The sequence below is a fragment of the Leptospira idonii genome (assembly GCF_004770995.1).
Lineage (GTDB): Bacteria > Spirochaetota > Leptospiria > Leptospirales > Leptospiraceae > Leptospira_A > Leptospira_A idonii.
In genome coordinates, this window is the sequence record NZ_RQHW01000047.1 from 185,323 (window position 1) to 211,702 (window position 26,380).

28 protein-coding genes are annotated in these 26,380 nt (G+C 36.2%); all 28 read left to right on the forward strand.

Translation table 11 applies throughout. The features are described 5' to 3' along the window. Window positions 1–11: 11 nt before the first annotated feature. The 28 genes from EHS15_RS12720 to wecB all read left to right on the forward strand — a co-directional run bounded on the left by EHS15_RS12720 (window position 12) and on the right by wecB (window position 26,379). Window positions 12–1,754, forward strand: a complete 1,743-nt coding sequence (locus EHS15_RS12720; protein WP_135760954.1) for an LIC12162 family transferase — start codon at window positions 12–14, stop codon at window positions 1,752–1,754. After that, entirely contained in the window at window positions 1,751–2,410 is a 660-nt protein-coding gene (gene pgl, locus EHS15_RS12725; RefSeq protein WP_135760955.1) for a 6-phosphogluconolactonase, read from the forward strand. Before EHS15_RS12720 ends, pgl begins: the two co-directional genes overlap by 4 nt. Before the next feature lie 151 nt (window positions 2,411–2,561). Further along, window positions 2,562–3,203 (forward strand): SIS domain-containing protein, encoded by a 642-nt coding sequence (locus EHS15_RS12730; RefSeq protein ID WP_135760956.1) that lies wholly within the window; start codon window positions 2,562–2,564, stop codon window positions 3,201–3,203. After that, the gene (locus EHS15_RS12735; protein WP_135760957.1) at window positions 3,204–3,962 is read left to right on the forward strand and encodes an HpcH/HpaI aldolase family protein; all 759 of its coding nucleotides are present in this window, start codon (window positions 3,204–3,206) and stop codon (window positions 3,960–3,962) included. It abuts the gene before it with no gap. After that, window positions 3,959–4,714 (forward strand): 3-deoxy-manno-octulosonate cytidylyltransferase, encoded by a 756-nt coding sequence (kdsB, locus tag EHS15_RS12740; RefSeq protein ID WP_135760958.1) that lies wholly within the window; start codon window positions 3,959–3,961, stop codon window positions 4,712–4,714. Before EHS15_RS12735 ends, kdsB begins: the two co-directional genes overlap by 4 nt. 4 nt (window positions 4,715–4,718) lie before the next feature. Beyond that, entirely contained in the window at window positions 4,719–5,747 is a 1,029-nt protein-coding gene (locus EHS15_RS12745; protein WP_135760959.1) for a Gfo/Idh/MocA family protein, read from the forward strand. Continuing rightward, window positions 5,744–6,475: an SDR family NAD(P)-dependent oxidoreductase gene (locus tag EHS15_RS12750; RefSeq protein ID WP_135760960.1), complete on the forward strand. Its 732-nt coding sequence runs from the start codon at window positions 5,744–5,746 to the stop codon at window positions 6,473–6,475. Before EHS15_RS12745 ends, EHS15_RS12750 begins: the two co-directional genes overlap by 4 nt. Next, complete coding sequence (locus tag EHS15_RS12755; protein WP_246052141.1) at window positions 6,453–7,532, forward strand: AroB-related putative sugar phosphate phospholyase (cyclizing); 1,080 nt, start codon at window positions 6,453–6,455, stop codon at window positions 7,530–7,532. The genes EHS15_RS12750 and EHS15_RS12755 overlap by 23 nt, the downstream gene beginning before the upstream one ends. Window positions 7,533–7,826: 294 nt before the next feature. Continuing rightward, the gene (locus EHS15_RS19455) at window positions 7,827–8,228 is read left to right on the forward strand and encodes an acyltransferase (protein WP_281277633.1); all 402 of its coding nucleotides are present in this window, start codon (window positions 7,827–7,829) and stop codon (window positions 8,226–8,228) included. Further along, window positions 8,225–9,187 (forward strand): class I SAM-dependent methyltransferase, encoded by a 963-nt coding sequence (locus EHS15_RS12765; RefSeq protein ID WP_135760962.1) that lies wholly within the window; start codon window positions 8,225–8,227, stop codon window positions 9,185–9,187. Before EHS15_RS19455 ends, EHS15_RS12765 begins: the two co-directional genes overlap by 4 nt. Window positions 9,188–9,201: 14 nt before the next feature. Further along, entirely contained in the window at window positions 9,202–10,197 is a 996-nt protein-coding gene (locus EHS15_RS12770) for a phosphoglycerate dehydrogenase (protein WP_135760963.1), read from the forward strand. A gap of 11 nt (window positions 10,198–10,208) precedes the next feature. Next, the gene (locus tag EHS15_RS12775; RefSeq protein ID WP_167884229.1) at window positions 10,209–12,059 is read left to right on the forward strand and encodes a TIGR04326 family surface carbohydrate biosynthesis protein; all 1,851 of its coding nucleotides are present in this window, start codon (window positions 10,209–10,211) and stop codon (window positions 12,057–12,059) included. Next, window positions 12,056–12,820: a glucose-1-phosphate cytidylyltransferase gene (gene rfbF / locus EHS15_RS12780; protein ID WP_135760965.1), complete on the forward strand. Its 765-nt coding sequence runs from the start codon at window positions 12,056–12,058 to the stop codon at window positions 12,818–12,820. The genes EHS15_RS12775 and rfbF overlap by 4 nt, the downstream gene beginning before the upstream one ends. 9 nt (window positions 12,821–12,829) lie before the next feature. Continuing rightward, a complete protein-coding gene (gene rfbG / locus EHS15_RS12785; protein ID WP_135760966.1) occupies window positions 12,830–13,918 on the forward strand; it encodes a CDP-glucose 4,6-dehydratase in 1,089 nt (362 codons plus the stop codon). 1 nt (window position 13,919) lies between these two features. After that, window positions 13,920–14,366, forward strand: coding sequence for a dTDP-4-dehydrorhamnose 3,5-epimerase family protein (locus EHS15_RS12790; protein WP_281277634.1), 447 nt, complete (start codon window positions 13,920–13,922; stop codon window positions 14,364–14,366). A gap of 7 nt (window positions 14,367–14,373) precedes the next feature. After that, window positions 14,374–15,315 (forward strand): NAD-dependent epimerase/dehydratase family protein, encoded by a 942-nt coding sequence (locus EHS15_RS12795; protein WP_167884230.1) that lies wholly within the window; start codon window positions 14,374–14,376, stop codon window positions 15,313–15,315. Next, complete coding sequence (locus tag EHS15_RS12800; RefSeq protein ID WP_135760968.1) at window positions 15,315–16,193, forward strand: glycosyltransferase family 2 protein; 879 nt, start codon at window positions 15,315–15,317, stop codon at window positions 16,191–16,193. The genes EHS15_RS12795 and EHS15_RS12800 overlap by 1 nt, the downstream gene beginning before the upstream one ends. A 74-nt stretch (window positions 16,194–16,267) precedes the next feature. Then, window positions 16,268–17,368, forward strand: a complete 1,101-nt coding sequence (locus tag EHS15_RS12805; protein ID WP_210416354.1) for an N-acetyl sugar amidotransferase — start codon at window positions 16,268–16,270, stop codon at window positions 17,366–17,368. Further along, window positions 17,369–17,983 carry an imidazole glycerol phosphate synthase subunit HisH gene (hisH, locus tag EHS15_RS12810; protein ID WP_135760969.1) on the forward strand — a complete coding sequence of 205 codons (615 nt, stop codon included), beginning with the start codon at window positions 17,369–17,371 and terminating at the stop codon, window positions 17,981–17,983. Window positions 17,984–17,987: 4 nt separating this feature from the next. Beyond that, window positions 17,988–18,761: an AglZ/HisF2 family acetamidino modification protein gene (locus EHS15_RS12815; protein WP_135760970.1), complete on the forward strand. Its 774-nt coding sequence runs from the start codon at window positions 17,988–17,990 to the stop codon at window positions 18,759–18,761. Between the two features lie 33 nt (window positions 18,762–18,794). Next, the gene (locus tag EHS15_RS12820; RefSeq protein WP_425460645.1) at window positions 18,795–19,625 is read left to right on the forward strand and encodes a 2OG-Fe(II) oxygenase; all 831 of its coding nucleotides are present in this window, start codon (window positions 18,795–18,797) and stop codon (window positions 19,623–19,625) included. Window positions 19,626–19,644: 19 nt separating this feature from the next. Continuing rightward, window positions 19,645–20,730, forward strand: a complete 1,086-nt coding sequence (locus EHS15_RS12825; protein ID WP_135760971.1) for a glycosyltransferase family 4 protein — start codon at window positions 19,645–19,647, stop codon at window positions 20,728–20,730. Between the two features lie 47 nt (window positions 20,731–20,777). Continuing rightward, complete coding sequence (locus EHS15_RS12830) at window positions 20,778–21,776, forward strand: NAD-dependent 4,6-dehydratase LegB (RefSeq protein ID WP_135760972.1); 999 nt, start codon at window positions 20,778–20,780, stop codon at window positions 21,774–21,776. Continuing rightward, window positions 21,769–22,482 carry a sugar phosphate nucleotidyltransferase gene (locus EHS15_RS12835; protein ID WP_135760973.1) on the forward strand — a complete coding sequence of 238 codons (714 nt, stop codon included), beginning with the start codon at window positions 21,769–21,771 and terminating at the stop codon, window positions 22,480–22,482. Before EHS15_RS12830 ends, EHS15_RS12835 begins: the two co-directional genes overlap by 8 nt. Further along, on the forward strand, window positions 22,475–23,326 hold the full coding sequence (locus EHS15_RS12840; protein WP_135760974.1) for an NAD-dependent epimerase/dehydratase family protein: 852 nt from the start codon (window positions 22,475–22,477) through the stop codon (window positions 23,324–23,326). The genes EHS15_RS12835 and EHS15_RS12840 overlap by 8 nt, the downstream gene beginning before the upstream one ends. Window positions 23,327–23,341: 15 nt before the next feature. Further along, on the forward strand, window positions 23,342–24,262 hold the full coding sequence (locus EHS15_RS12845; protein ID WP_135760975.1) for a dTDP-4-dehydrorhamnose reductase family protein: 921 nt from the start codon (window positions 23,342–23,344) through the stop codon (window positions 24,260–24,262). Next, complete coding sequence (locus tag EHS15_RS12850) at window positions 24,252–25,262, forward strand: polysaccharide biosynthesis protein (protein WP_135760976.1); 1,011 nt, start codon at window positions 24,252–24,254, stop codon at window positions 25,260–25,262. Before EHS15_RS12845 ends, EHS15_RS12850 begins: the two co-directional genes overlap by 11 nt. Further along, window positions 25,255–26,379 carry a non-hydrolyzing UDP-N-acetylglucosamine 2-epimerase gene (gene wecB / locus EHS15_RS12855; RefSeq protein ID WP_135760977.1) on the forward strand — a complete coding sequence of 375 codons (1,125 nt, stop codon included), beginning with the start codon at window positions 25,255–25,257 and terminating at the stop codon, window positions 26,377–26,379. Before EHS15_RS12850 ends, wecB begins: the two co-directional genes overlap by 8 nt. Window position 26,380 lies beyond the last annotated feature (1 nt).

The following is a 26,380-nucleotide window of genomic DNA, read 5'->3' on the forward strand; positions in this document are numbered from 1 at the left end:
TTTTTTGTTTTATGGAAAACTTAGGTTTGCGTTCGCTTATTTTAACTGGCTATGCGGATTTTTGGCCAAAGTCAGAATCTGACGAAAAAAATGCTATTTACCTCGGGCCTTGGTGTTTTAGCAAAAACGAATTTAGAAAGTTCTATGAACAGGAGAGTTTCGAACTTCTTCCTTCACCTTACAACGATTGGAAAGATGTTAAGAAATATTGGAATTATATTTCCGATTTACATGACAGACTTATAAAACAATTATCTGCATTTTTGAATGAATTTTGCGGTTTAAGTGAATCCGAAAAATTCTGGAAGATTCGAACAACATACTGGCTAGTGCATTGGTTGTGCTGTTATCATGATCGTTATTTAAATCTAAAAAAAATAGATCAAAAGAATCTTAAAGTAAAGCTAATCAGGCCCTCTGGTAACTTCCGCCCTGAAAGTTGTGAGTCTGCCATGGAGAAATTAAAAGATCATGAATATAATTTGATCTTATACTCTGAATTGGCAAAGAAATTAAACTTACCCGAGCTACAGCTTGAAGAAATTTCTCTTTCGGTTGTGGAAACTGCTACAAGAGAAATTACTTTAAAAGAGCGAATTCATTATTTTTTACATTATCAACTTTTCTTTCTTTTTTTTGGTATTGTTTTCGGAGAATGTAAAGGATTAAGTTGGAAAGATAAGCTGGGTCTTTCTCTTTCTAGTTTTTCTTTAGTTAGATTTTTTTCTACCTTCTCATTTTTATTCTTAAAAAAAAGAATTTATCCCGGTATTTCGCTTACGTTGGATTCATTTTCTCCTCAGAATGAATTTGAGATATGTGTTCAGGAAAATATTCTTAAGCACATACCATCCGATATTTTCACAAATAGGCCTTCTTTAGAAAAGGGCGGTGTTTGGGTAGGTTTTGATGTCCATAATTCTAGGTTTGCCGATTTAATTTCCCGTTATACTGGAAATAATGGAAAATGGTTTTCCGTGCAACATGGAGGAGGTTATGATCAATATCTGATTTTTCCTCACGAAAAAATAGAATTTGAATCAAGTAATGGTTTTGTATCTTGGGGATGGAAGAATTCGAAATCAAATAAAATCATTTCTTTGCCATCTCCTTATTTGACAAAGTTGAATTTGCTTAGAAAAGAATATTCGGATATAGACAAAAAGGATATTCTGTATGTTTCGACGGAACATTTTGCATATTATATTCGTTATCATAGCACCTTAAGGCCGGAATCTCAGTTAGAATATCTGAAATCGCAGGCAAATTTCATTTTAGAATTACCAGAAGACTTAAAAAAAAATTTAGTTTTTCGTGCATCAGTCGGCTTTGGTTGGAATAATCTTGAATTTCTCAAAAATCATGCTTACTTGCCAAAAATTTCTTCCGGTGGAACTTTAACTGATTTAATGTTTCGGTCGAAAATTGTTGTGATTGACCATTTGGCTACTTCGTATATTGAATGTTTAGCTGCAAATATTCCTTTGTTGTTGTGTTTCGAGGAAAATCACTTCGGTTACTCTAAAAAATTTAGACAGTATCTTTTGATTCTACAGAACGTTGGAATTTATCATAATCATTACCTCTCTGCAGTAAATTTTTTAAAAGAAGAATACTCGAAGATTGACGTGTGGTGGAATTCTGAAGAAGTGCAAAATGCCAGAATTCATTTTTTAAATGAATATGGCAAAATGGATACGAACTGGTTTTCTGATTGGAGTGAGGCATTTTCCTCTCGTTCACTATCACAATGAAAATTCATACTTTTTTAAATGAAGAAGAATTCCTGTCGAATTGTATTGCTAGAATTGAATCCATCTCGAAAGCCAAATTAGAAGAAAAACAATCCTTTCATATTGTTCTGACTGGTGGAGATACTGCGAAATTAATTTATTCCAGATTGCGTTCATTGCATACTGATTGGTCTAAATGGTATTTTTATTTCGGAGACGAGAGGTGTGTTCCTGAAAACCATCCCGATTTAAACAGCCTAATGGCTAAGGAAACTTTATTAGATCACATACCTATAAAAAAACAGCAAGTATTCATAATGCCTTCCTATTTGGGTCCGAAGAAAGGTGCTTTAGAATATTCGAAAATTATTGATTTTTCTGTACCTCTGGATTTAATCCTTCTTGGTTTAGGAGAAGATGGGCATGTTGCCAGTCTTTTTCCTGGAAAAGATCATCCGGCAGATCAATCGGTCGTTCCTGTTTTTGACTCTCCCAAGCTTCCAAAAGAAAGGATTAGCTTGTCTAAGGAACGAATCAACTCTTCCGATTTTATTCTACTGATTGCAAAAGGGAAAAAAAAAGAAGAAGTTGTTCAGAATATTAAAGAAGGAAAACCACTTCCTGTTACTTCTCTTTCTCCTAAAAAAGCTTTGGAACTTTATTACCTTGCGATTTAGCAAGTGAGATGGAAGAATAAATTAGAAAGCTCTTAAAATGGGGAGATTGCATCTGTAGAGTTGATCTATACAATAACCCTTGGAATCCATTATATCACTGAGACACGTTGAAATTATTCCCTTATTATTATCATTTAAAAAAGGATCGTAAATGACATCATTTCAAAAAGCAAAAGAATTCTCGTTATCGTTTCAAAAAGAAGTCCTTGCCTTGATTCAAGACTTAGATCTTGACGCTATTTCTCGTGTAAGTTTAATGTTATACGAAGCAAAGGAAAACGGAAAAAACATTTTTTTCTTTGGCAATGGCGGAAGCCATGGAATTGCATCTCACTTGGCTTGTGATTTTGGGAAAGGAACTAAAATTACCGGAAAGAAAAACCAAAAATTTTATAAAGTTTTTGGTCTAGATAACCCTGCTTGGCTGACTGCGCAGGCAAATGACGGCAAAGAGCCGTTTACCGAAGGGGATTATCCAGGAAAATACCAACATGGTTATGATGGTGTTTTTGTCGGACAGATGGAAAATTTTATAGGAGAAGGGGATATTGCTTTCGGGATATCCAGTTCCGGAAACAGTCCTAATGTCGTGAATGGCCTGTTATTTGCAAAACAAAAGGGATGTAAGACTGTTGCAATGGTTGGCTTTGACGGTGGAGAAGCACTAAAAATTGCAGACGAGGTTCTCTTTGTCAAAACGGAAAAAGGCAAATACGGTTTAGTAGAGGGTGTGCATGAAGTGATTCATCATTTACTCTACGAGTATGCGATACAACTCGAACAAACTAATTAAATGAATCTAGTTAAACAAAAATTAGGTAGCGGTCGTCATACAGTTGGTACCTGGATGCAAATTCCTAACCCGATAATCGCTGAAATTTTAGCGGCAAATGGATTCGATTGGATTGCACTCGATTTAGAGCATGGATCCTATTCTTTAAATCAATTACCAGATATCTTCAGGGCTATATCTCTACACAATTCCCTTCCAATGGTAAGAGTCGCTCAAAATCATCCGAAAGACATTAAACAAGCCTTAGATGCGGGAGCTAGAGGTGTAATTGTTCCTATGATAGAATCCAAACAAGCAGTTGTTGATTTTGTGAAATGGAGCAGTTATCCGCCTGATGGAACTAGGGGAGTTGGGTATTCCCAGTCGAATCTATATGGAAACTTTTTCTCTACATATATAAATGAAATAAATACAGACTTAGTTCGGGTGATTCAAATTGAGAATATTAACGCATTACGCGAAATTGATGAAATTTTTTCTGTTCCGGGAATTGATGCAGCAATGATTGGCCCCTATGATTTGTCGGGATCGATGAATTTGACGGGACAATTTGATCATCCTGAATTTTTGGAAGTCGTTCGAAAGTTTCTGGAAGCAGCGGCAAAGTCAAAATTACCTTTAGGTACACATCTCATTTCACCTGATCCAGAAAAATTAGATATGGAAATTCAAAGTGGAAAAAAATTCATCGCATACTCAACGGATGCAGTTATGTTAAATGAAAAATCTAAATTAAATTTGAAAGGTATATCCTTATGAAAATTACTGCGGTTCTTCCTGCAAGGATGGCATCATCCCGATTTCCCAATAAACCTTTGATGCCTATTTTAGGTTTGGAAATGATTGAGCACGTTCGACGAAGAACAGAGATGTCGAAGGCAGTAAATGAAGTGGTGATCGCTACGTGTGACCAAGTCATTAAAGATCGAGTTGAGTCATTTGGCGGTAAGGCAGTAATGACTGCCGATACTCATCGAGGTTGTATTGATCGTGTGGCTGAAGCAGCTAACTATCTTACCGGTGATATAATCCTTGTTATCCAGGGGGATGAGCCGTTGATATTGCCGAAGATGATTGATGATCTGGTAAGGCCGATGTTGGAAGATCCTGCCATTTATTGCACTAATTTGGTGACTAAAATCGTTGATGAAGATGAATTTCAAAGCCCTAATGCTCCTAAGGTGGTTATAGATAAGAATTGGGATTTACTTTATGCCTCAAGAGAGCCTATTCCCTCTCGAAAAAAAACTTCCGATGATTCCTTTTTGAAATTAAAACAACTGGGAATCATCGCCTTCCGAAAAGAATTTTTGGATGTGTTTGCAAAATTAGAACCGACTCCCCTTGAATTGATCGAATCTGTAGATATGAATCGCGCAGTAGAACACGGATATAAGGTACGTATGGTTTTAACGGAAGGTCAAATGATCGGAGTTGATGTGCCTGGAGATGTTGCTCGTGTGGAAGAAGTGCTTAAAAAAGATTCTTTCCTAAAGGAATATTTAAAGTAGTTTCATGGAAAAGTTAAAAGTAGGCATTGCCGGTTACGGTGTTGTCGGAAAAAGACGACATCATTTTATTAATTTGAACCCTCATTTGCAAGTTGTATCTGTATGCGATATCACATTGCAAAAAGGGTTTATTGAAAACAATTCTATAAAAGTATATACCAACTTTCACGAGATGATATCTGAGGAAAGCTTGGACGTTTTATTCGTCTGTCTTACTAATGATGTTGCTGCAGAGGCAACTATTCTCGGTTTGAATAAAGGTTTTCATGTTTTCTGCGAAAAACCTCCAGGTAGGAATTTAAAAGAAGTTTCCGAAGTAATTGCCGCAGAGCAAAAGAACTCTTCGTTAAAGTTGAAGTATGGCTTTAATCACAGATATCATGATTCTGTGAGAGAAGCTTTGAAGATCGTTGCTTCTGGTGATATGGGAAGAGTGATCAATATACGTGGTATTTATGGTAAATCCATGATAGTAAATGTTGCAAATGGTTGGAGAGCACAAAGGGAGATTGCTGGCGGGGGAATTTTACTTGATCAAGGCATTCATATGGTTGATTTGATTCGTCTCTTCGCAGGAGAGATGAAAGAAGTGAAGAGTTTCATTTCGAACGACTATTGGAATTTGACTGTGGAAGATAATGCATTCGCTTTGATGAAATCGGAATCAGATGTGATTGTACAATTTCAATCCACGGCAACGGAGTGGAGACATCAATTTAATCTTCAAATTAACCTATCGGAAGGCGCATTGGTTCTATCGGGAATTCTTTCTGGTTCCAAATCTTACGGGCAGGAATTATTAACTATCTATCGTAAAGAACTAGAGTCTGGTGGAAATCCAAGGACGGAAACTATACAGTATCTGGAAGATAACTCATGGAGAGACGAAATCAATGAATTTACTGATGTCATTTTGAGAAATGAACAAGTAGTAACCGGATCTAGTACGGATGCATATAATACTATGAAATTGGTGTATGATATTTATTCCGCTGATAAAGTTTGGGATGATAAATATATAAAGAAGACATGAATATTAGATTTGATCAACAGACTATTTTGGTTACGGGAGCCACGAGAGGTATCGGTCGTCAACTCGCTGTCGATTTTGAATCGTTAGGTGGTTCTGTGATCGTTACCGGTACTGGCAAAGATTCTCCCGGTTTCGTGAAAAATGGTAATTTTGAATATTATAATGTTGATTTTTGTAATAATAAACAGAAACAAGGTTTTACTGAATTTCTTGAATCAAAAAATAAAATCGATGTCTGCATTAATAATGCTGGCATTAATCGTTTGAATTATTTGGAAGATGTTGAGGAAATAGATTTTTCAGAGATGATGCGGGTGAATCTGGAGATCCCTTTTTTAATTACAAAACTTGTTGCGAAGAAAATGAAAACAGCCGGATACGGTCGCATTATAAATATATCTTCAATTTTCGGTAAACTGAGTAAGGAAAAAAGATCAGTTTATTCCGTTACAAAATTTGGCATCAAAGGCTTGACTGTATCTTCCGCTATTGAATTAGCTAAATTTGGAGTATTAGTAAATACTCTTTCTCCTGGTTTTGTAATGACCGATCTTACGAAAAAGAATTTATCGCCAGAAGAAAGACAGAATTTATCTGATTTAGTTCCTGCAAAGCGAATGGCCGAACCGAAAGAAATATCGAATGTTGCTCTTTTTTTAGCTAGTGGGTTCAATACTTATATTGCCGGACAAAACATAATCGTTGATGGCGGGTACACAGTTGTTTGAATATTTAAAAATTCAATCCATTCTGAGATCTTATTCTGTTTATTTTTCAGAAGATACAGATAGTTTAATCTCTCAATTTCAAACAAACAATACTTTTTTTTTCGTTGATAAAAATGTTCATGAAAAGTTCCTTTCCGATCTTTTGCCAGCGAAACAAAAAAATGTGATTTTAATTGAAGCGAATGAATTGAACAAAACTCCAGAATTCTGCCTTACCCTTATTAAGATCATGGTTGATAATGGTATTAAAAAATCCTCTAAGTTGGTCGCAGTAGGCGGAGGAGTAATACAAGATATTGCTTCGTTTATTTCTTCGATTTTGTTTAGGGGTATTGATTGGATTTTCTTTCCTACTACTTTGCTCGCACAAGCGGATAGCTGCATTGGTAGTAAGTCTTCTATTAATTTTGACCAAGTTAAAAACTTGCTGGGAACATTTAATCCTCCTTCAGAAATTTATATCAATACTAGCTTTCTAAATACTCTTTCCGTATCTGATATTAAATCGGGCATAGGTGAAATTTTTCATTATTATTATTACAAAAATTCAGATTACATTCCTCGTATGGTTTCCCAGTATCATGAAATATTAGCCAATAGAGGCTTGATTGAACCATATATTAAAGAAAGTCTCTCCATAAAAAAAGAAATGGTAGAAAAGGATGAATTTGATAAAGGGCCGAGAAGAGTATTTAATTATGGGCATACATTTGGGCATGCCTTGGAAGCATTAACGGATTATTATTTGAATCATGGCCAGGCCGTAACAATCGGAATGGATCTTGCCAATTATATTTCTTTGAATCTTGGTTTTATTGATCAACTTCAGTATGATATCATGAGGAAAGAATTAGAAATTAATTTCCCCGAATTCCGGTTTCCACTAGAGTCTTTTGATAAATATCTTCAATTATTAAGTAAGGATAAGAAAAATACGAATGAGAATGTAACATGTATTCTTACAAAAGGGAAGGGGAATCTTTTTTTATATGAACTTATTTTTGATGAAAAGAATAAGTTATTGGTTCGTGGTTATTTTGCATCCAATTTTGCATAGTATTCATTCTTGATACGAAACTTATATATGTCTAAGCTAACTAGATACAATCTATTTGAGATATTTTCTTATGCGGTGTCTCTAATATATATCAAGATTCTTTTGTTGGTAAGCAATCTAACTTTCCTGTTGAAATCTTTCTTTTGGAGAGTTGAGGTCGGAAAAGGATATCGAATTTTTGGAAAGATAATTATATATAAATCGCCAGGTAGCAAAATCGAAATCGGAGATCATTTCGGCTCGGTTAGTAATTCTTTTCGAGCTAGCGCCTCTACGATTATGGCACCTACATGTTTGAAGACTTTTTCTCCTTCCGCTCAAATTAAGATTGGTAACGGTGTAGGTGTGAACGGGGTATCAATAACAGCAAGAACGAAAACGATTTCCATTGGAGATGGAACGATCATTGCTGCAAACGTTTGTATTATGGATTCCGATTTTCACTCGATTTTCCCGCCAGAAAATCGTCTTACAAATCCTGGTCTGGAATTAGATTCAGATGTTATCATCGGAAAGAATGTTTGGATTGGTACAAGAGCGGTTATACTTAAAGGAGTCACAATCGGCGATAATTCAGTCATTGCCGCAGGAAGCGTCGTGACTCGTTCTATCCCTGAAAATTCGATTGCAGGCGGAGTACCTGCAACGGTAAAAAAAAGTATCTTTCCGAAAGAGGTGAGCAAAAGGAAAATATGAAAGAAAGTGAAATTCGTCCCAAAGCGCTCTTACAGGAATACCTACGGTTGGCAGAGATAGATTCTAGGCAACTTGATGTAACAAAATTTGTGAAAATTGCTTGTCCTGCTTGTTTTTCCGATAATTGCCAGCTCCATATAACGAAAAATAATTATAAATACGATTTATGTCATGATTGCGGTACTTTATTTTGTAATCCGAGGCCAGATGGAGAAGTATTGGATCGTTTTTATGATTCGGCAGAATCTTCAAAGTTTTGGTCTAACGAATTTTTCCCCCATGTCGCTGAACCAAGAAGAGAGAAGTTGTTCAAGCCTAAAGCAAATAGAATCTTTAATATTTTTTCGGAGAAAGGATTCTTTCCTCGAAATATATGCGATGTTGGTTCTGGATATGGAATCTTTCTTGAAGAGTTGAAAAAAAACTTTGAAAAAGCAGAGCTATATGGAATTGAGCCTTCACCTGAAATGGCAAAAATCTCAAACGAAAAAGGTATTATTACATTAAATGCATCTGCAGAATCTTCAGCGGAATGGAGCCATCGTTTTGACTTGGTTATATCTTCCGAAGTGATAGAGCATGTTTTTTCTCCCGAACAATTCGTAATATCTATTCATCGACTTGTTAAGAGTGGAGGCTATGCATTGTTGACTGGTTTAGGATATGAAGGCTTTGATATTTTAACCCTTCAAGAAAGATCCAATAGTATTTTTCCTCCTCATCATATTAATTTCCTTAGTATTGAAGGTTTCGAAAAGTTATTTAAAAAAGTGGGTTTTTCTGAAGTTGAAATTATAACTCCGGGAGAGCTTGATATAGATATTGTTTTGGGGAGTGGGTTAGTTACTGAATTCACAAGATTAATTTCCAAACGAGGAGATAAGACCATTGCCGAGTTTCAGGATTTTTTAAGACGCAATAAACTTAGCTCCCATACTTGGGTAATTGCAAAATTATAATAAATTCTTACTTAATGATTATGAAAAAAATTTTTATATCTACATATCCCTTCGGATTACACGATTCGACTCCTCTCCAACTTTTGGAAAAAACAGGCTGGGAAGTTCAGCTTAATCCATTAAAACGCAAATTGACTTCTGAGGAAGTCGCTGAAATCGCTCAAGATGTAGATGGCATTATCGCCGGCACAGAAGATTTAACTCCTCTAATTCGAAAGAATCCGAATTTGAAAATAATTTCCAGAGTTGGGATCGGTTTGGATTCTGTTCCACTGGCTCTTTGTAGAGAGAGAAACATTACTGTAGCTTATACTCCAGACGCTGTAACTATGGCGGTCGTAGAGCTTACAATCGGGCTTATGGTTTCTTTAACTAGAAAAGTTCATTTAGCAAACTTTGAGCTGAGAAAGGGCGGGTGGTCTCGTTTTACTGGCAAACGTTTAGGCGAATCTACAATTGGTTTGATCGGTCTAGGTCGGGTCGGTTCTAATGTTATCCGTTTATTGAAAGAGTTTAAACCTAAAAAGTTATTATTAAATGATTTGAAAGATAAAACAAGCGAGATAACATCTCTCCTCTCCGGCACAGGTGTCGACTTTTCATTTGTGGGTAAGGATGAAATTTATGCGCAGTCTGATATAATCAGTCTTCATGTTCCGCTCAGTCGGAAAACAAAAAATATGATCACTCATAAAGAGTTTTCCCAAATGAGAAAAGACAGCTTTCTGATCAATACCGCAAGAGGAGGCATTGTCAATGAAGACGATTTATATCATGCGGTGAAAGAGAAGGTTATAAGTGGCGCAGCGATTGATGTTTTTGAAAAAGAGCCTTATAAAGGTAATCTGCTGGAACTAGAGGATATTATACTTACGGAACATATGGGCTCATGTTCTTTTGATTGTCGATTGCTTATGGAGTCCGGTTCAGCCATGGAAGTAATTCGATTTTTTAATGGGGAGCCGCTTCTTAATCCCGTTCCCGAAGAAGAATATCAAAATCAATTATAAGCTTAGAAAAATTGAATCTTCTTATTTGGTTCGAACGCACACCTCCGCCTGAATTTGACGGACAAGTTGTTTTATGGAACTCGTTTTCTCAAACAAATGACAAAGATTTTTTTTCTATTCCTTCCGAATTAGAAAAAGAGCCGAAAAAATATAGATCACTTTATGTAAACTTTATTCACTCAGTTGGTAAAAAACGTATCTTGGGTAAAACTCTTGAAGAGTTGCTTTATATAACTGATACTTTCAGTCTTTGGTGGATGAGCTTACCTTATGAAAAAAATTATGGCAAATCGACTGAACTGACAAATGCAGTTAAAACTTTCGTACTGGAAGACTTTTTAAAGAATAAAACATATACTTTAATAAAGTATTCTCCGAGCGCACCTTCCTCTATTGTTCGTTTGCTCAAAGTGTATGCTTCAGAAAACGGGAAAAGAATAGGTCGGTTGGACATAAAAATAGGACATACATCCGTTTCTTTATTTAGAACCATTTATTCTTATTTACCGGAATTTTTAAAAGCTTTCGCTGCTTTAGTTCGTTTCGTTCTATTATATGGAGGTATCAATCGACAGCGAAAAACAGAAGATAAACAGCCTTCTTTTCATGTTTTCGATTATCTATTTCATTTAAAAAAGGATCCGAATGCGCCTGATCGGTTCGAGTCAAATTATTGGAGCGAATTGTTACAAATCTTTCGAGATTCCGGAAAAAAAGTCCAATACGATCACATTTTTATTCCTCATAAGGCAATACCTGATGCTAATTCTGCAGTGAAGAATGTCGATACCTTTAATTCTTTACATTCCAAAACAGAGTCTCATGTTCTCATAGAAAACATTTCTATCATTCTTTTACTGAATGTTATTTGCTCTTATATTCGTCTTTATCTCCAGGGACTTATCTATAAGTTTAATTTAATAAAAGTTCGGAGCGAACTTGGTCTGTTGCCTGTTTTACTCCCGCTTAGAGAGGGGTTTCAATCATCCTTATTCGGATCCATCTGCATCCAAAATTTATTTTTCTATTACTTTATTAAAAAGCAAGTTGAGATAAAAAGTTCTTCTGAAGCCTGTATTTATCTTTTGGAAAATCAAGGATGGGAGAAAGCCTTGGTCTATCATTGGAAAAAACGTCAGCTTGGGAGAATTATCGGAGTTTCCCATTCTACTGTAAGATTCTGGGATCTTCGTTATGTATTACCAGAATCAAAAGATTCTGCAATCGATGCGGTTATGCCCGATTACATTGCTGTAAATGGGCACATTGCCGAGAATATGCTGATTCAGTCCGGCTATAAAGATAGGCAACTGAGAGTTGTTGAGGCATTGAGGTTTTTAGGGTTGCAAACGATTTCTCAAAAAACTGTAAAGAATGCTAAAAAGAGATTATTAGTTTTAACGGATTACCTGCTTTCTGCTGCACAATTTCAAATGAAGATCCTTGAGGATGTTGCCCATAAATTTGATTTTGAAATTATAGTGAAAGCTCATCCTGCATGTCCCGTTGAAACCAAAGATTTCCCAGGCATGATTTACTCTGTATCTCATCAAGACGTAAGTCTTTTGCTGGAAACTATGGACGTTGTGTATTCGAGTAACATTACCTCTGCCGGCATTGAAGCCTATTATTTAGGCATTCCTGTTATATCTTCACTTGATCCGGAAAGCCTTAATTTAAGTCCTTTATTCGGATATAAGGATGTAGCATTTGTTTCTTCTACTGAAGAGCTATCTATTGCGTTAGGCGATCCCGAATTTTTGAAGATGAAAAAGCGTCAAAGTGATATTTTTAATTTCCATTCTGATTTTAAAGAGTGGCGAGGACTATTGAATTTGGAGAACGATAAGGTCAATACATGAATACTGTAATTTTATGCGGTGGATTAGGCACTCGCCTTAGTGAAGAAACAACTGTTCGACCGAAGCCTATGGTGGAAATCGGAGGGAAACCTATTCTTTGGCATATTCTAAAAATATATGAGAAGTATGGATATAATGATTTTTTTCTTGCCCTAGGTTATAAAGGGGAAGTTATCAAAGATTATTTTTTAAACTATCATGCAAGAATGAGTGATTTAAGCATCCGATTGAAGTCCGGTGCGATTACATATTCTAACCCGACTGCTGAAGATTGGAATATCGGCTTAATTGATACCGGAGCGAACACTATGACCGGAGGAAGATTGCTCCGATTGAAGGATCATTTGAAAAAATCAGGAACATTTATGCTGACTTATGGGGATGGCGTAAGCAATGTTAATATTGAAAAATTAGTTCAGTATCATAAGTCGCATAAAAAAATCGCAACCGTTACTGCGGTTCGTCCTCCTGTTCGTTTTGGTGAATTAAAAATTGAATCAAATCAGGTGACCGCGTTCCAGGAAAAACCTCAAGCAGGAGAGGGTTGGATTAACGGCGGATTTTTCGTTTTTGAACCTGAAATTTTCGACTTTATTGAGGGTGATTCGACTATGTTAGAGAGGGCTCCATTGGAGGGTTTATCTAAAGCAGGAGAATTGATGGCATATTATCACGATGGTTTCTGGCAATGTATGGATACTATAAGAGATAAACATACGTTAGAAGATTTATGGGCAGCTGGGAACGCTCCTTGGAAATAAGGAAATCTTATGTTTGAAAATGTATATAAAGGAAAAAAGGTATTAGTCACCGGGCACACTGGCTTTAAAGGATCTTGGTTGAGTGCTTGGTTGTTGGAGCTTGGTGCTGAGGTTGCTGGTTTTTCTTTAGATATACCTACGGATCCGAATCATTTTGAACTTTTGGGGCTTTCATCAAAAATGGAAAGCCATTTCGGAGATATTCGTAATCTATCCCAGTTAACAAAAGTAATCGATGAGTTTCGTCCTGAAATTATTTTTCATCTCGCTGCGCAAGCTTTGGTTCGGAAATCTTATTTAGATCCTGTTGCTACATTTGAAACTAATGTTATGGGTATGGTGAATCTATTATCCATTTTGCAAACACGCAATTTCGTAGAGACTGCAGTTTTAATTACAAGTGACAAAGCATATCGAAATGACGAATGGTGCTTTGGGTATCGCGAGACCGATGTGTTAGCCGGTCATGATCCTTACAGTGCTTCTAAAAGTTGTGCTGATATTATCGCTTCCTCTTTCTTCGATTCTTTTTTGCAAAATACCGATTTACGTATCGGAATCGCAAGGGCTGGGAACGTAATTGGAGGAGGGGACTGGGCTTTGGATCGAATCATTCCTGATTGCATAAAAGCATGGTCCTCGAATAAGCCGGTAGAAATCCGTAGTCCTTTGGCAACAAGACCTTGGCAGCATGTTTTAGAGCCCCTGAGCGGTTATCTTAATTTAGGTCAAAAACTTTACTTAAGACAAAGTGGTTTGAATGGGGAAGCCTTTAATTTCGGCCCTGATGCTATTGTAAATGAAACTGTAGAAGATTTATTAAAGAAGATTAAAATGATATGGCCTGAAATTGAATGGTTTGTTCCTGAGAATATAAAGGATCTGGGAAAAGAAGCAAAATTACTCAAGCTATCTTGTGATAAAGCGTTATTTTATTTAGGTTGGAAGCCTGTTTTAAAAATTGAGGAAACCGTTTCCTTCACTGTTGAGTGGTATCGGAATTGGTTGCATCCTAAAGGCTCAGTTTATGATTTTACTAAGAAACAAATACTTCAATACAGTCAATTTGCTACAGAAAGAAATATGAATTGGGTATAATGTGGAACAAAGTATAGAAGGCGTAAAAATTGTTTCTATGCGGGAAATTATCGATCCCAAAGGATCGGTTCTGCATTTTTTTAGAAATGATGACGCTGATTTTTCTGCTTTTGGAGAATGTTATTTTTCGGAAGTAAAGCCTGGCGTTGTGAAAGCGTGGAAATTGCATCAAATACAAACGCAGAATTTTATTGTTCCGGTAGGAAAAATAAAATTAGTTCTTTGTGATTTACGAGAAAATTCTAAATCTCACGGTTTAGTCAGTGTAATTGAATTGGGACGCCCTGATTGTTATTCTAGAATTAAAATTCCATCGGGAATTTATTATGGTTTCCAGGGAATTTCTAAAGAGACCGCTTTAATTGTCAATTTTACCGATACTCCCCATGATCCGAAAGAAAGCACGAAATTGGATCAGAATGACGTGAAGATCCCTTATGTTTGGTAAATAAATCGTGAAAAAGGTTTTAATAACGGGCGGCTCCGGTTATTTAGCAGGTAGAATCTTCAATGCAATGAGTTCTAAATATGATTCCTATTTGGTAACCAGAAATTCCTCGCTTAGTCGATTTATACCAGATGAAAAATTAATTCTATCCGATTGGAACGATTTTAGATCGATAGAAGATATACTTCCATCAGTAGACGTGATCATTCATACTGCGGGAATGAATGCAAAAAATAGCGGTGAACAGCCGTTTAATGCATATCAGATTAATTTAATGCAGACTGCAAAGCTTGTTGATCTTTGTGTTAAATATCCCAAAAAAAAGATTATCTATTTTTCAACAGCACATGTTTACGGAAGTCCTTTAGAAGGGACAGTTGATGAATCGATGCTTACTGCGAATCTGCATCCTTATGCAGCAAGTCATAAGGCAGCAGAAGATTATATTCTTTTCCATTCACATCAAAATAAATTAAATGCTGTTATCGTTAGGCTTTCGAATACATTCGGAGCACCTTTATTGCCCGAGACGGATTGTTGGGCTTTACTAGTGAACGATCTATGTAAGCAGGCTGTCTTAAGCGATAAATTGGTGCTTAGGTCTGACGGCATGACGGAAAGAGACTTTATTTCCATGTCAGAAGTTCTGAATGCAATGGAATGGGTGATTAACGATGATTCTTTAACTCATTTACTTTGTAATCTAGGCGGAGATTGGGCAGTATCCGTTTGGGAATTGGCTAACTTAATCAAGGATCTCGCAGAAGAAAGATTAAATAAAAAATTAACTTTAGAAAGGCTTGCTCCTCACCCGGATGCAAAAATTAGTAAGTTAAAATATTCTATAGAAAAGATTAAGTCGTTGGGATATCTTCCTCATAAGGATAAGGTTCCTGAAATATACGAATTAATCGACTATTGTTCCCAAAATTTCGTTAAAAGTTCATAATGGCTGAGTTCCCGCTAATCAGTGTAGTGATTCCTACATACAATAGAGCCGATGATTTGCATCGTGCATTAACTTCCGTAATTTCTCAAACATATACAAATTTTGAAGTTTTGGTGGTTGATAACCATTCAACAGATTCTACGGACGAAGTGATCCATCAATTTTCAGATGAACGCATCCGACTTTTTAAAATCAACAATGATGGAATTATCGCCAAGTCCAGGAATCTAGGTGTTTCGAAGGCAAAAGGGGAGTGGATTGCATTTCTTGATTCAGACGATTGGTGGGAATCGGAGAAACTTAAAATTTCAATTGAATCCGCAGTTAAAAATAAAGTCGATATTGTTTATCATGATCTATATTTAATTACGTCCTCTTCGCAAAAATTTCGATTCAAGAAAGTGAAAACCAAAGAACTATCAAAACAGAGTTTTGATGATCTTTTATCTAACGGTAATGCTATTATTAATTCCAGTGTTTTATTTAAGAGATCGATCATTGAAGAGGTCGGTGTTTTGAATGAAGGAAAAGAATATATTGCCTGGGAAGATTATGATTTTTGGTTGTCTATTGCACGTCATGAGAAGAAATTTTATCGGATCCCTTTGACTTTGGGGAATTATTGGGCGGGTGGTGGCAATGTTTCCAATGATAAAAGAACTTTGGATATTTTGACTCAAATAGAGGAAAAATTTCCTACCGATCTCGTAAGGTTGAAACCTTGGTGGATACCTTATACGCGGGCCAAAGTGTACTATTCGCAAAGAAAATACGATCTTTCTTTAATTGAATTAAACAAAATCGAAACAGATTCTTTGAATCATTCCATAAAAAAATATATACTAATGTTGCTCGTCAAGACGCGGACAATGTTTTGAAAATAGCATCTGTTATAGATGTAAAGGAGTCTTCTTTGGACAATAGAAAATTTCAAGTTTGCACTAATTGTGCGATGGATACTACAGATCCTAACATCGAATTCGATGAAAAAGGTGTTTGTAATCATTGCCGTAATTTTTATGAGAATATTAAGCCTGAGTGGGATAAAAAGTTAAACGAGAGCGAACTTTTATCCACGATGATTGAGGAGATCAAACGATCAGGCAAAGGAAAAGAATATGATTGTATTCTTGGTATCAGTGGTGGGGTAGATAGTTCGTATCTTGCTTATTTGGCTAAGGAAAAATTCGGATTAAAGCCCCTTTTGTTTCACGTGGATGCGGGTTGGAATTCCCAAGAAGCAGTGAACAATATAGAAAAGATTGTTGATGGATTGAAACTGGACCTGATCACTGAAGTTGTCAATTGGGAAGAGATGAAAGATCTACAATTGGCTTTTTTTAAGGCTGGTGTTCCTCATTTGGACACCCCCCAGGATCATGTCTTTTTTGCGTCTTTATACAATTATGCGGCTAAACATGGTTTTAAATATATTCTAAATGGAGGTAATTACTCCACTGAATGTATCCGAGAGCCTCTTGACTGGCATTATCATGCTTCTGATTTGCGACAACTGAAAGATATACATAAAAAATTTGGAAATAGAAAATTAAAAACATTCCCTTTGGCTGGTATCTTTAAGTATAAACTTTACTATCGTTATTTTAAAGGTTTAAAAGTAGTTCAGCCTTTGAATTATATGCCTTATACTAAAGAAGGTGCGATCCAGGAATTGGAAACCAGATTTCAATGGCAAAGATACAGTCATAAGCATTATGAATCCAGATTTACAAAGTTTTATGAAGGTTATTGGCTTCCTAAAAAGTTTGGGTTTGATAAGAGAAAAGCGCATTATTCTAGTTTGATCCTTACTGGCCAAAAGTCGAGACACGATGCTTTGAAAGAAATATCTCATCTTCCATTTGATGAGGAAACTGCTCGCAGAGATTTCGAATACATAGCTTCCAAATTGGATATTACAGTGGAAGAGCTTCGAAAGTTAGAAGAGTCAGAAAATAAATCCTACAGAGATTATAAATCAACAAGCGGGATCATTGCACTTGGAACAAAAATTATGAGATTTTTGGGTATTGAAAAGAGAGTTATACAGTAGATGATTGGGATATTGGATTACGGCGTAGGCAATTTAAAAGCATTTGCGAATATTCTAAAAAATTTAGGTTTTAGTTACCAAGTCATAAAATCTCAATCAGAAATAGAATCTGCAAGTAAAATCATACTACCTGGAGTGGGTTCCTTTGACAGTGTAATGGAAAAACTCGAAAACTCAAACGTATTAGATTCTCTTTCTAAAGCAGCTTTGGTTCGTAAAATTCCTATCTTAGGTGTTTGTGTTGGGATGCAAATCCTTGCAGATTCCAGTGAGGAAGGTAAAAAAAGAGGTTTGGGTTGGATTCATTCCAAAGTCAAAAAGTTTCAGTTTGAAACAATCTCGAATCGATTGACTGTTCCTCAAATAGGATGGAACAATATCAAAACGAAACCTGCCTCTATTTTGTTTAAAGGTATGGAAGAAGATCCTCATTTCTATTTTTTGCACTCTTATTATATTGAGTGTGAAAATTCGGAGAATGAAATTGCAAGTGCCAACTATGGCATTGATTTTACATGCGCAGTAAACCAAGATAATATATTTGGAACTCAATTCCATCCTGAAAAAAGTCACCATAACGGCGTTCAGTTACTGAAGAATTTCGCATCTATTTGATATTATGCTTAAACCTAGAATTATCCCATCATTATTAGTTCAGGAAGGCGGTCTTGTAAAAACCACTCGATTCGGCGAACCGAGATATATCGGCGACCCTATCAATGCAGTTAAAATTTTCAATGAAAAAGAGGCGGATGAGCTCACCGTCATTGATATCGATGCAAGCACACAACACAAAGAGCCTGATTACCGCTTGATTGAAAGATTGGCTAATGAATGTAGAATGCCGCTTTGTTATGGAGGAGGCATTAAGAATTTAGATCAAGCAAATCGAATCCTTGGTTTCGGAGTGGAGAAAATCATCGTCAGTTCTTTGTTAATTGAAAATCCTGATATGATTTCCAAAATGGCGGCTTACTTAGGCAATCAAAGTGTTGTAGTTGCTTTGGATCTTAAAAAGCCTATGTTTTCGAAAAAATACGAATTTTCTATTTATAATGGAAAGAAAAAAACGGGGAGATTTTCAGAGGAACTGGTTCGGACTGCGATCGAACTAGGTGCTGGCGAAATTTTAATCAATTCCATTGATCGAGATGGAATGATGGAAGGTTATGACCTGGACTTACTTGTAAATATTCAATCGCATTGTACTGTTCCGATGACAATTTTAGGAGGAGCTGGTTCGATTGATCATATACGAGAAGCTATAGCAAAACTGGGAATTGTCGGTGTTGCTGCAGGTAGTTTGTTTATATATAAAGGTGTACATAAGGCTGTATTAATCAATTATCCGAATCGGGAAGTCAAAACGGATTTATATAATAATTATGGTTAATAAAGTTTTATATAAGAGAAGAGGGCTCGGAAAGTGGACATAGAATTAAACGAACTGGTGCAGCTGATTGTTCAAAGATTGGAAAAATCTAAAGCAGAACTAAAGAATTTTTTTCTCAATTCAAACAAAGAAGTCGGAGTGAGATATTGTTATTTAGACGATCTTCTTCCTGATTCAATCGCCAGAGAAATTTATAATCGTTTTCCCACGAAAGAGAAAATGAGGTTTATGTCCAGCTTTCGGGAGAAAAAATATACATCAAAGAAGTTTGATGATTTCGATCCTTTATTGCGTGATATTACCTTTGCTATTCAAGATCAAAAAGTAATCAGGGTCGTTGAAGAAATTACAGATATAGTCCATCAAAAACCAGATCCTTCACTTTATGCAGGGGGTTTGAGCCTTATGGAAAAAGGAAATTACTTGAATCCTCATATTGATAATTCCCATGAGCTAACTCGTACTCTTTATCGAACATTGAACCTTTTATATTATGTAAATCCAGATTGGAAATTGGATAGTGGCGGTAATCTGGAATTATGGGATAAATCGGTTAAAAAACAAGTAACTATTATCAGTAAATTCAATAGGCTTGTTATTATGGAGACAAATCCGTGGTCATGGCATTCAGTGAGTCCTGTCACTGCTGATCAAAATCGAATTTGCGTGTCCAACTATTACTTTTCTCCAACTTCTCCAATTGGTGAAGAGTATTTTAACGTTACTAGTTTCAGCGCAAGGCCTGAACAGAAATTGAGAAGAATATATTCTTATTTGGATAAACATTTGAGAAATTTTGTAAGGATCATCATTCCTCGTGGGTTAGGAAAAGTAGATGTTTATCAGAATAAGAATCAAAAATAAATTTTTACTTTTTTAATAAATGAACATTTTATTCATAGGTCCTCTCCCTCCTCCTATCAATGGTCATTCCCTTGTTTGTGGGGTTCTACACAATGGTCTTTCTCGGACAAATCATCTTCTTACCGTCGATTTGAAGAAACAAGGTTTAAAAGACGGTCTTGTTTCTTGGATGAGAATGAAGGAAATTTTTAGAGTCTTTATCGAAGCGTTTAAGAGAAAAAGGAATGCTAATGTCGTATATTTTACGATATCTGAATCTTTAGCAGGAAATTTAAAAGATATTATCATTTATCTTATCTGTTATAATCTATTATCCAAATGCTTTATCCATCTACATGGAGGAAGTATAAAAAAGTTATTATTTGATAAATACCCGCTGCTTCATAAATTGAATTCTTTTTTTATTAGTAAGATGGCTGGAGTGATCATATCGGGAGAATCTCATCTTGAGATTTTTGGCAGTTTGACTGCTAGAAACAAAATTCATATTATACCAAATTTTGCGAAAGACGAACTATTTATAGAGCCGTCCGCTGTAACCAGGAAGTTTGCAGATACCGATAAATTACGGCTTTTATTCATAAGTAATATGATTCCCTTGAAAGGTTATCTTCTTTTAGTAGAGGCATTTTTAGCTCTTGATGATTCTATCGCTCAACATTTTTCGTTGGACTTTGCTGGGAGATTTGATTCGGAAGAAGAGAGACTTTCTTTTGAAGAAAAGATTAAAGACAATGTTCGGGTGAAATATCACGGAGTAATCAGTGACGATCAAAAAAAGCAGCTTTTTCAAGAGGCACATATTTTTATTCTGCCTACTATGTTTTTTGAAGGTCAGCCTGTTTCGATTTTAGAAGCATATTCTACAGGTTGTGTTGTTATTACAACAGGACAAAGCGGTATCTTGGATGTTTTTAAAGATGATGTAAATGGATTCTTGATTCAGGAAAATTCTACTTCATCTATTTCACAAGCTTTGGCTAATTTATTGAATCAAAAAGAACGATTGGCTGAAATTGCCGGATCGAATTTGAGTTTAGCTCGAAAAGAATATCGAGTGGAACATTATGTGAATCGAATTCGCACTGCTATCGGTGCCGACTAAGTCGACGTATTGTCTTTCTATCAAAATTTAATAGTAAGGAACTTACCTTGAAAAAAATACTTGTTACCGGTGCCGACGGTTTCATTGGCTCTCACTTAACTGAAACATTGGTTCGACTTGGCTACGATGTTAAAGCATTTGTATATTATAATTCCTTTAATTCTTGGGGCTGGTTGGATCATTGCGCTGATGATGTAAGGGGTAAATTTGAAGTATTTGTGGGAGATATAAGAGATCCTAACGGAGTTAGATCTGCTATTAAGGGAACAGATGCAGTTTTGCATTTGGCTGCTTTGATAGGAATCCCTTTTTCTTATCATTCTCCTGACGCCTATATTGATACGAATATAAAGGGAACTTTGAATGTCCTGCAGGCTGCCCGTGATTTTGATTTAAGTAAAGTGATTCATACTTCTACGAGTGAAGTGTATGGAACCGCACAGTTTGTCCCTATTACTGAAGAACACCCTGTAAGAGGACAATCTCCTTATTCCGCTTCCAAAATCGGTGCGGATCAAATCGCATATTCTTTTTATACATCCTTTCAAACTCCAGTGATTACGGTAAGGCCTTTTAATACTTATGGGCCAAGACAATCTGCGAGAGCGATTATTCCTACTATCATTACACAAATATTGAGCGGAAAAAAAGAAATTCGATTAGGCTCCGTATCTCCCACTAGGGATTTTAATTACGTAGGGGATACAGTTAGAGGTTTTCTTTCTGCTCTGAATGCTTCGCAAGGTTTCGGTGAAGTCGTGAATATCGGAAACGGTTTTGAGATAACTATGGGTGATACTGCCAAGTTTATCTCAGAAATCATCGGAACTACTATCACAATCCAAACTGACGAAGCAAGACTTCGTCCAGATAAGAGTGAAGTAGAAAGACTGTGGGCTGCAAATGGTAAAGCCAAACAATTATTTGGCTGGGAGCCCGAGTATAAAGGATTGGATGGATTCAAAAAAGGTTTAACAGAAACCATTGAATGGTTTAAAAATCCTGAAAATAGAAAAGGATATAAGGCGGATATTTATAATGTCTAAGAGAGCTGTCATTTTGGCGGGAGGGAAGGGAACCCGCTTGAGACCTTATACTACGGTTCTTCCTAAGCCTTTAATGCCTATCGGAGATTACCCTATACTTGAAGTTATTGTGAGACAGTTGGTTCAGTCCGGTTTTGACCATATAACAATGGCGGTAAATCACCAAGCTCATTTGATTCAAGCTTTCTTTCAAGATGGGAAAAAGTGGAACACTAAAATCGATTATTCTTTGGAAGATTCTCCGTTGGGAACAATGGGGCCATTAAAGTTAATTCCGGATTTACCTGAAAATTTTTTAGTAATGAATGGAGATGTATTAACGGATCTAAATTTTCAGGAACTAATGAATCGGCATATTGCATCAAAATCTATTTTTACAATCTCATCTAAGAAAAGAGAACAGTTGATTGATTATGGTGTATTGGATACGAACGAAAATTCTCATCTCATCGGTTTTAGAGAAAAGCCACGTCAATTGTTCGAGGTAAGTATGGGAGTCTATATAGTAAATAAAGAAGCCCTTACTTTCGTTCCCAAGGGAGAAGTTTTCGGGTTCGATCATTTGATGTTAAAATTGATCGAGTTAAAGAAGCAGGTTTCTGTGATTTCTCATTCGGGATACTGGATGGATATCGGTAGACCGGACGATTATGAGAAAGCAATCGATGATTTTGATATGATGAAGCCAAAATTCTTTCATGAATAAGATATTACTGACCGGTGCAAACGGCTTTATTGGAAAAGCCTTAGTGGCAAGACTGGATCAAGATAAAATTCCATATTATATGCTGACTCGTTCGCAAGGAGATATGTTATCTCCTTCTACATGGGAAAACCTTCCGAACGATGTTGATTGTGTTGTTCATTTAGCGGGTCAGAATTTCGTTCCTGATAGTTGGAAGAATAGTTCTCATTTTCTTGATACGAATGTGATGGGAACTAGCCTTGCTTTGGATTATGCGAAAAAAGTAAATGCACATCTGATTTATATTAGCGCTTATCTTTATGGAATACCCAAAAGTCTTCCTGTTGATGAAGAACATCCTGTGGAACCGAATAATCCTTATGCATTGTCAAAATTCTTAGCAGAACAGGTTTGCGCATTTCGATCGAAATACTTTCAACAAGATGTGACTGTGCTGAGGTTATTTAATGTATATGGTCCTCAGCAGAGAATTGAGTTTTTGATTCCTTCTTTAATCAAACAAGCTTTAGGTAAAAAAGAAATTAGGGTATTGGATCTGAAACCGAAACGTGATTTTATTTATATAAATGATGTTGTTGACGCTATTATGAAATGTATCCCTATTCGGAATGGTTTTGATATTTTTAATATAGGCTCAGGAGAGTCTTATTCAGTTCAAGAAGTGATTCAGACCATTCAGAAAATTCAAAACACGGATTTGCCTGTTTCTTCAGAAGCAGTGGAAAGAAAACAGGAAATATCGAATGTAGTTGCGGACATTTCGAAAGCCAGAAAAAAATTGAACTGGGAACCTTCTATTAGTTTGGTGGAAGGTTTGACTCTGACCATGAAGGCCTTCGTTTAGAAGTCATAAGTCGATATGAATAATATAAAATCCGCAAAAGATACAAAAAAAATTCTCATTCTTGGTGTTACAGGAATGTTGGGAAATGCCATATTTCGAGTCCTATCTGAGAATTTTGATTATCATGTATTAGGGACTGCAAGGAATTCATCTAATTTGCGCTATTTTTCCGAGCAAGAGGGACGGCGGATTATCACCAATATAGATGTTTTGAATGTTGATGAGTTGGTTTCCGTTTTTAATCATGTGCGTCCTGATATAGTAATCAATTGTATCGGCTTAATAAAACAGCATAAAGATACAGTTAATGATCCTCTTGTTGTTTTACCTATCAATTCTATTTTTCCTCATCGGCTTTCCAAATTATGTAAATTGGTTAACGCAAGATTGATTCTATTCAGTACGGATTGTGTCTTTGACGGAAAAAAAGGAAATTATTCAGAAACGGATTTTTCTAATGCCGAAGATTTGTATGGAAAATCCAAAGAAATTGGAGAAATTTCTTCCGAAAATCATGTGTTTACAATACGTACTTCAATCATTGGGCATGAATTGAGTTCTTCCTATTCTTTGGTAAACTGGTTTCTCAGTCAGTCTGGTAGTGTGCAAGGTTATAAGAAAGCTATCTTCTCAGGTTTTCCTACTTATGAGATAGGGAGAATCATCGATACATGGATCATTCCTAATCCTGGTTTATCGGGACTTTATCATGTATCAGCGGATCCAATCTCTAAATACGATTTACTAGCTTTGCTTGCGAAAGAATATAATAAGAAAAACGAGATTATCGCCAGCGAACATGTTGTCATTGACCGTTCTTTAAATTGCGATAAATTCAAAAACGCAACAGGGTTTCGTCCTAAGGATTGGAAAACTTTAGTGAAAGAACTTAAATCATCTGGAGAAAAATACATAGGAAATGTTTATGTTCGATAATAAAGTTTTATTGATCACAGGTGGGACGGGCTCTTTCGGTAACACTGTGTTAAAGCGTTTTTTGAATACGAATGTGAAAGAGATCAGAGTATTCAGCCGGGATGAAAAAAAGCAAGAAGATATGCGCATCTCCATCGGAAATGACAAATTAAAGTTTTATATAGGAGATGTTCGAGATCCGGATAGCATCTCTCAGGCATTAGTCGGCGTTGATTATGTGTTCCATGCTGCCGCATTAAAGCAGGTTCCTTCTTGCGAATTCTATCCTATGGAAGCCCTTAAGACGAATGTAATCGGAACGGAAAATGTTATTAATGCCGCAATTGCAAATAAAGTAAAACGGGTTGTAGTTCTTAGTACGGATAAGGCGGTATATCCCATTAATGCGATGGGTATATCCAAAGCAATGGCTGAAAAGGTAATGGTTGCTCGATCCAGGATGATTGAGACCAACGAGACTATTTTGTGTGCTACACGATATGGGAATGTTATGGCTTCCAGAGGCTCCGTTATTCCTTTATTTATAGGACAGTTAAAGTCGAATGAACCTCTGACTGTTACCGATCCTAATATGACCAGGTTTCTTATGTCCTTGGAAGACTCCGTTGATTTGGTGATTCACGCATTTGAAAATGCGAAACAAGGAGATATTTTTGTTCAAAAATCTCCTGCATCTACAATTCAAGATCTTGCCATTGCATTAAAACAATTATTCAATAAGCAGAATGTGATCAAGGTAATCGGAACCAGACATGGAGAGAAGCTTTATGAATCCTTGGTTTCTAGAGAGGAGATGGCAAAGGTTGAGGATATGGGAAGGTATTTTCGTATTCCGGCGGATAATCGCGATTTGAATTATAAAAAATATTTTGTAGAAGGCGAAGAAAAACTTTCCGAGCTGGATGATTACACTTCTCATAATACAAAAAGATTAAACGTGACGGAGATAAAAGAGCTGCTTACGAAATTGGATTACATTCAGGAAAGTTTGAATGCTTAAGGTAATGACAATCGTAGGAACTAGGCCGGAGCTCATTAAAATGAGTCGGGTCATTGACGCATTAGATAAAAACTTTCATCATATATTCGTTCATTCCGGGCAAAATTATGATTATGAGCTGAATCAGGTATTTTTCCAAGATTTGGAAATTCGGAAACCTGACTATTTTTTGAATGTTGCATCTGAAACGGTAGCAAAGACGATTTCAGAAGTCATTCAGAAATCGGATGAACTTTTCGAGAAAGAAAATCCTGACGCTCTTTTGTTATACGGAGATACAAATACTTGTTTAGCGGTTATTACAGCGAAAAGAAGAAAAATTCCGGTATTCCACATGGAGGCAGGCAATCGATGTTTTGACCAAAGAGTTCCGGAGGAATTGAATCGGAAAGTAGTCGATCATTTGAGTGATATCAATCTTGTTTTAACGGAACATGCAAGACGTTATCTATTGAACGAAGGAATCAAACCGGAGACAGTCATTAAAACCGGATCTCATATGTTTGAGGTCTTGAATTATTATAAAACGAAAATAGACTCCTCTCGGATCTTATCCGAACTGAAGATATCACCTAATTCATATTTTTTAATGAGCGCTCATAGGGAAGAGAATGTGGATTCTGCTGAGAATTTAGTGCAGCTATTGGAGTCCATACAAGGTCTTGTGGAAAAATATAATCTGCCGGTAGTCGTCTCCACTCACCCAAGAACTAAAAAGAGATTGGAAGCTTTGGATACAAAAGAGTGGAATCCTAAAATTTTATTTCTTAAACCATTCGGTTTTTTGGACTATATTTTTCTTCAAAAGAATGCACTTTGTATTCTTTCCGACAGTGGAACCATCACGGAAGAAGCTTCTATTTTAAATTTACCTGCAGTAACGATTCGTAATACCCATGAACGTCCGGAAGGTATGGATGTAGGGACTTTGATCATGTCCGGGCTCAAAAGAGAAGAGATTTTAGATTCCGTTCGGATTACAATAGAGAATCAAAAAAACTCTAAAAGCCATGCTTATGTTTCCGACTATATGGTAGAAAATGTTTCTCAAAAGATCGTTAAACTGGTCCAAAGTTATACAGGTTATATCAATCGAACCGTTTGGCATAAATCCTAAA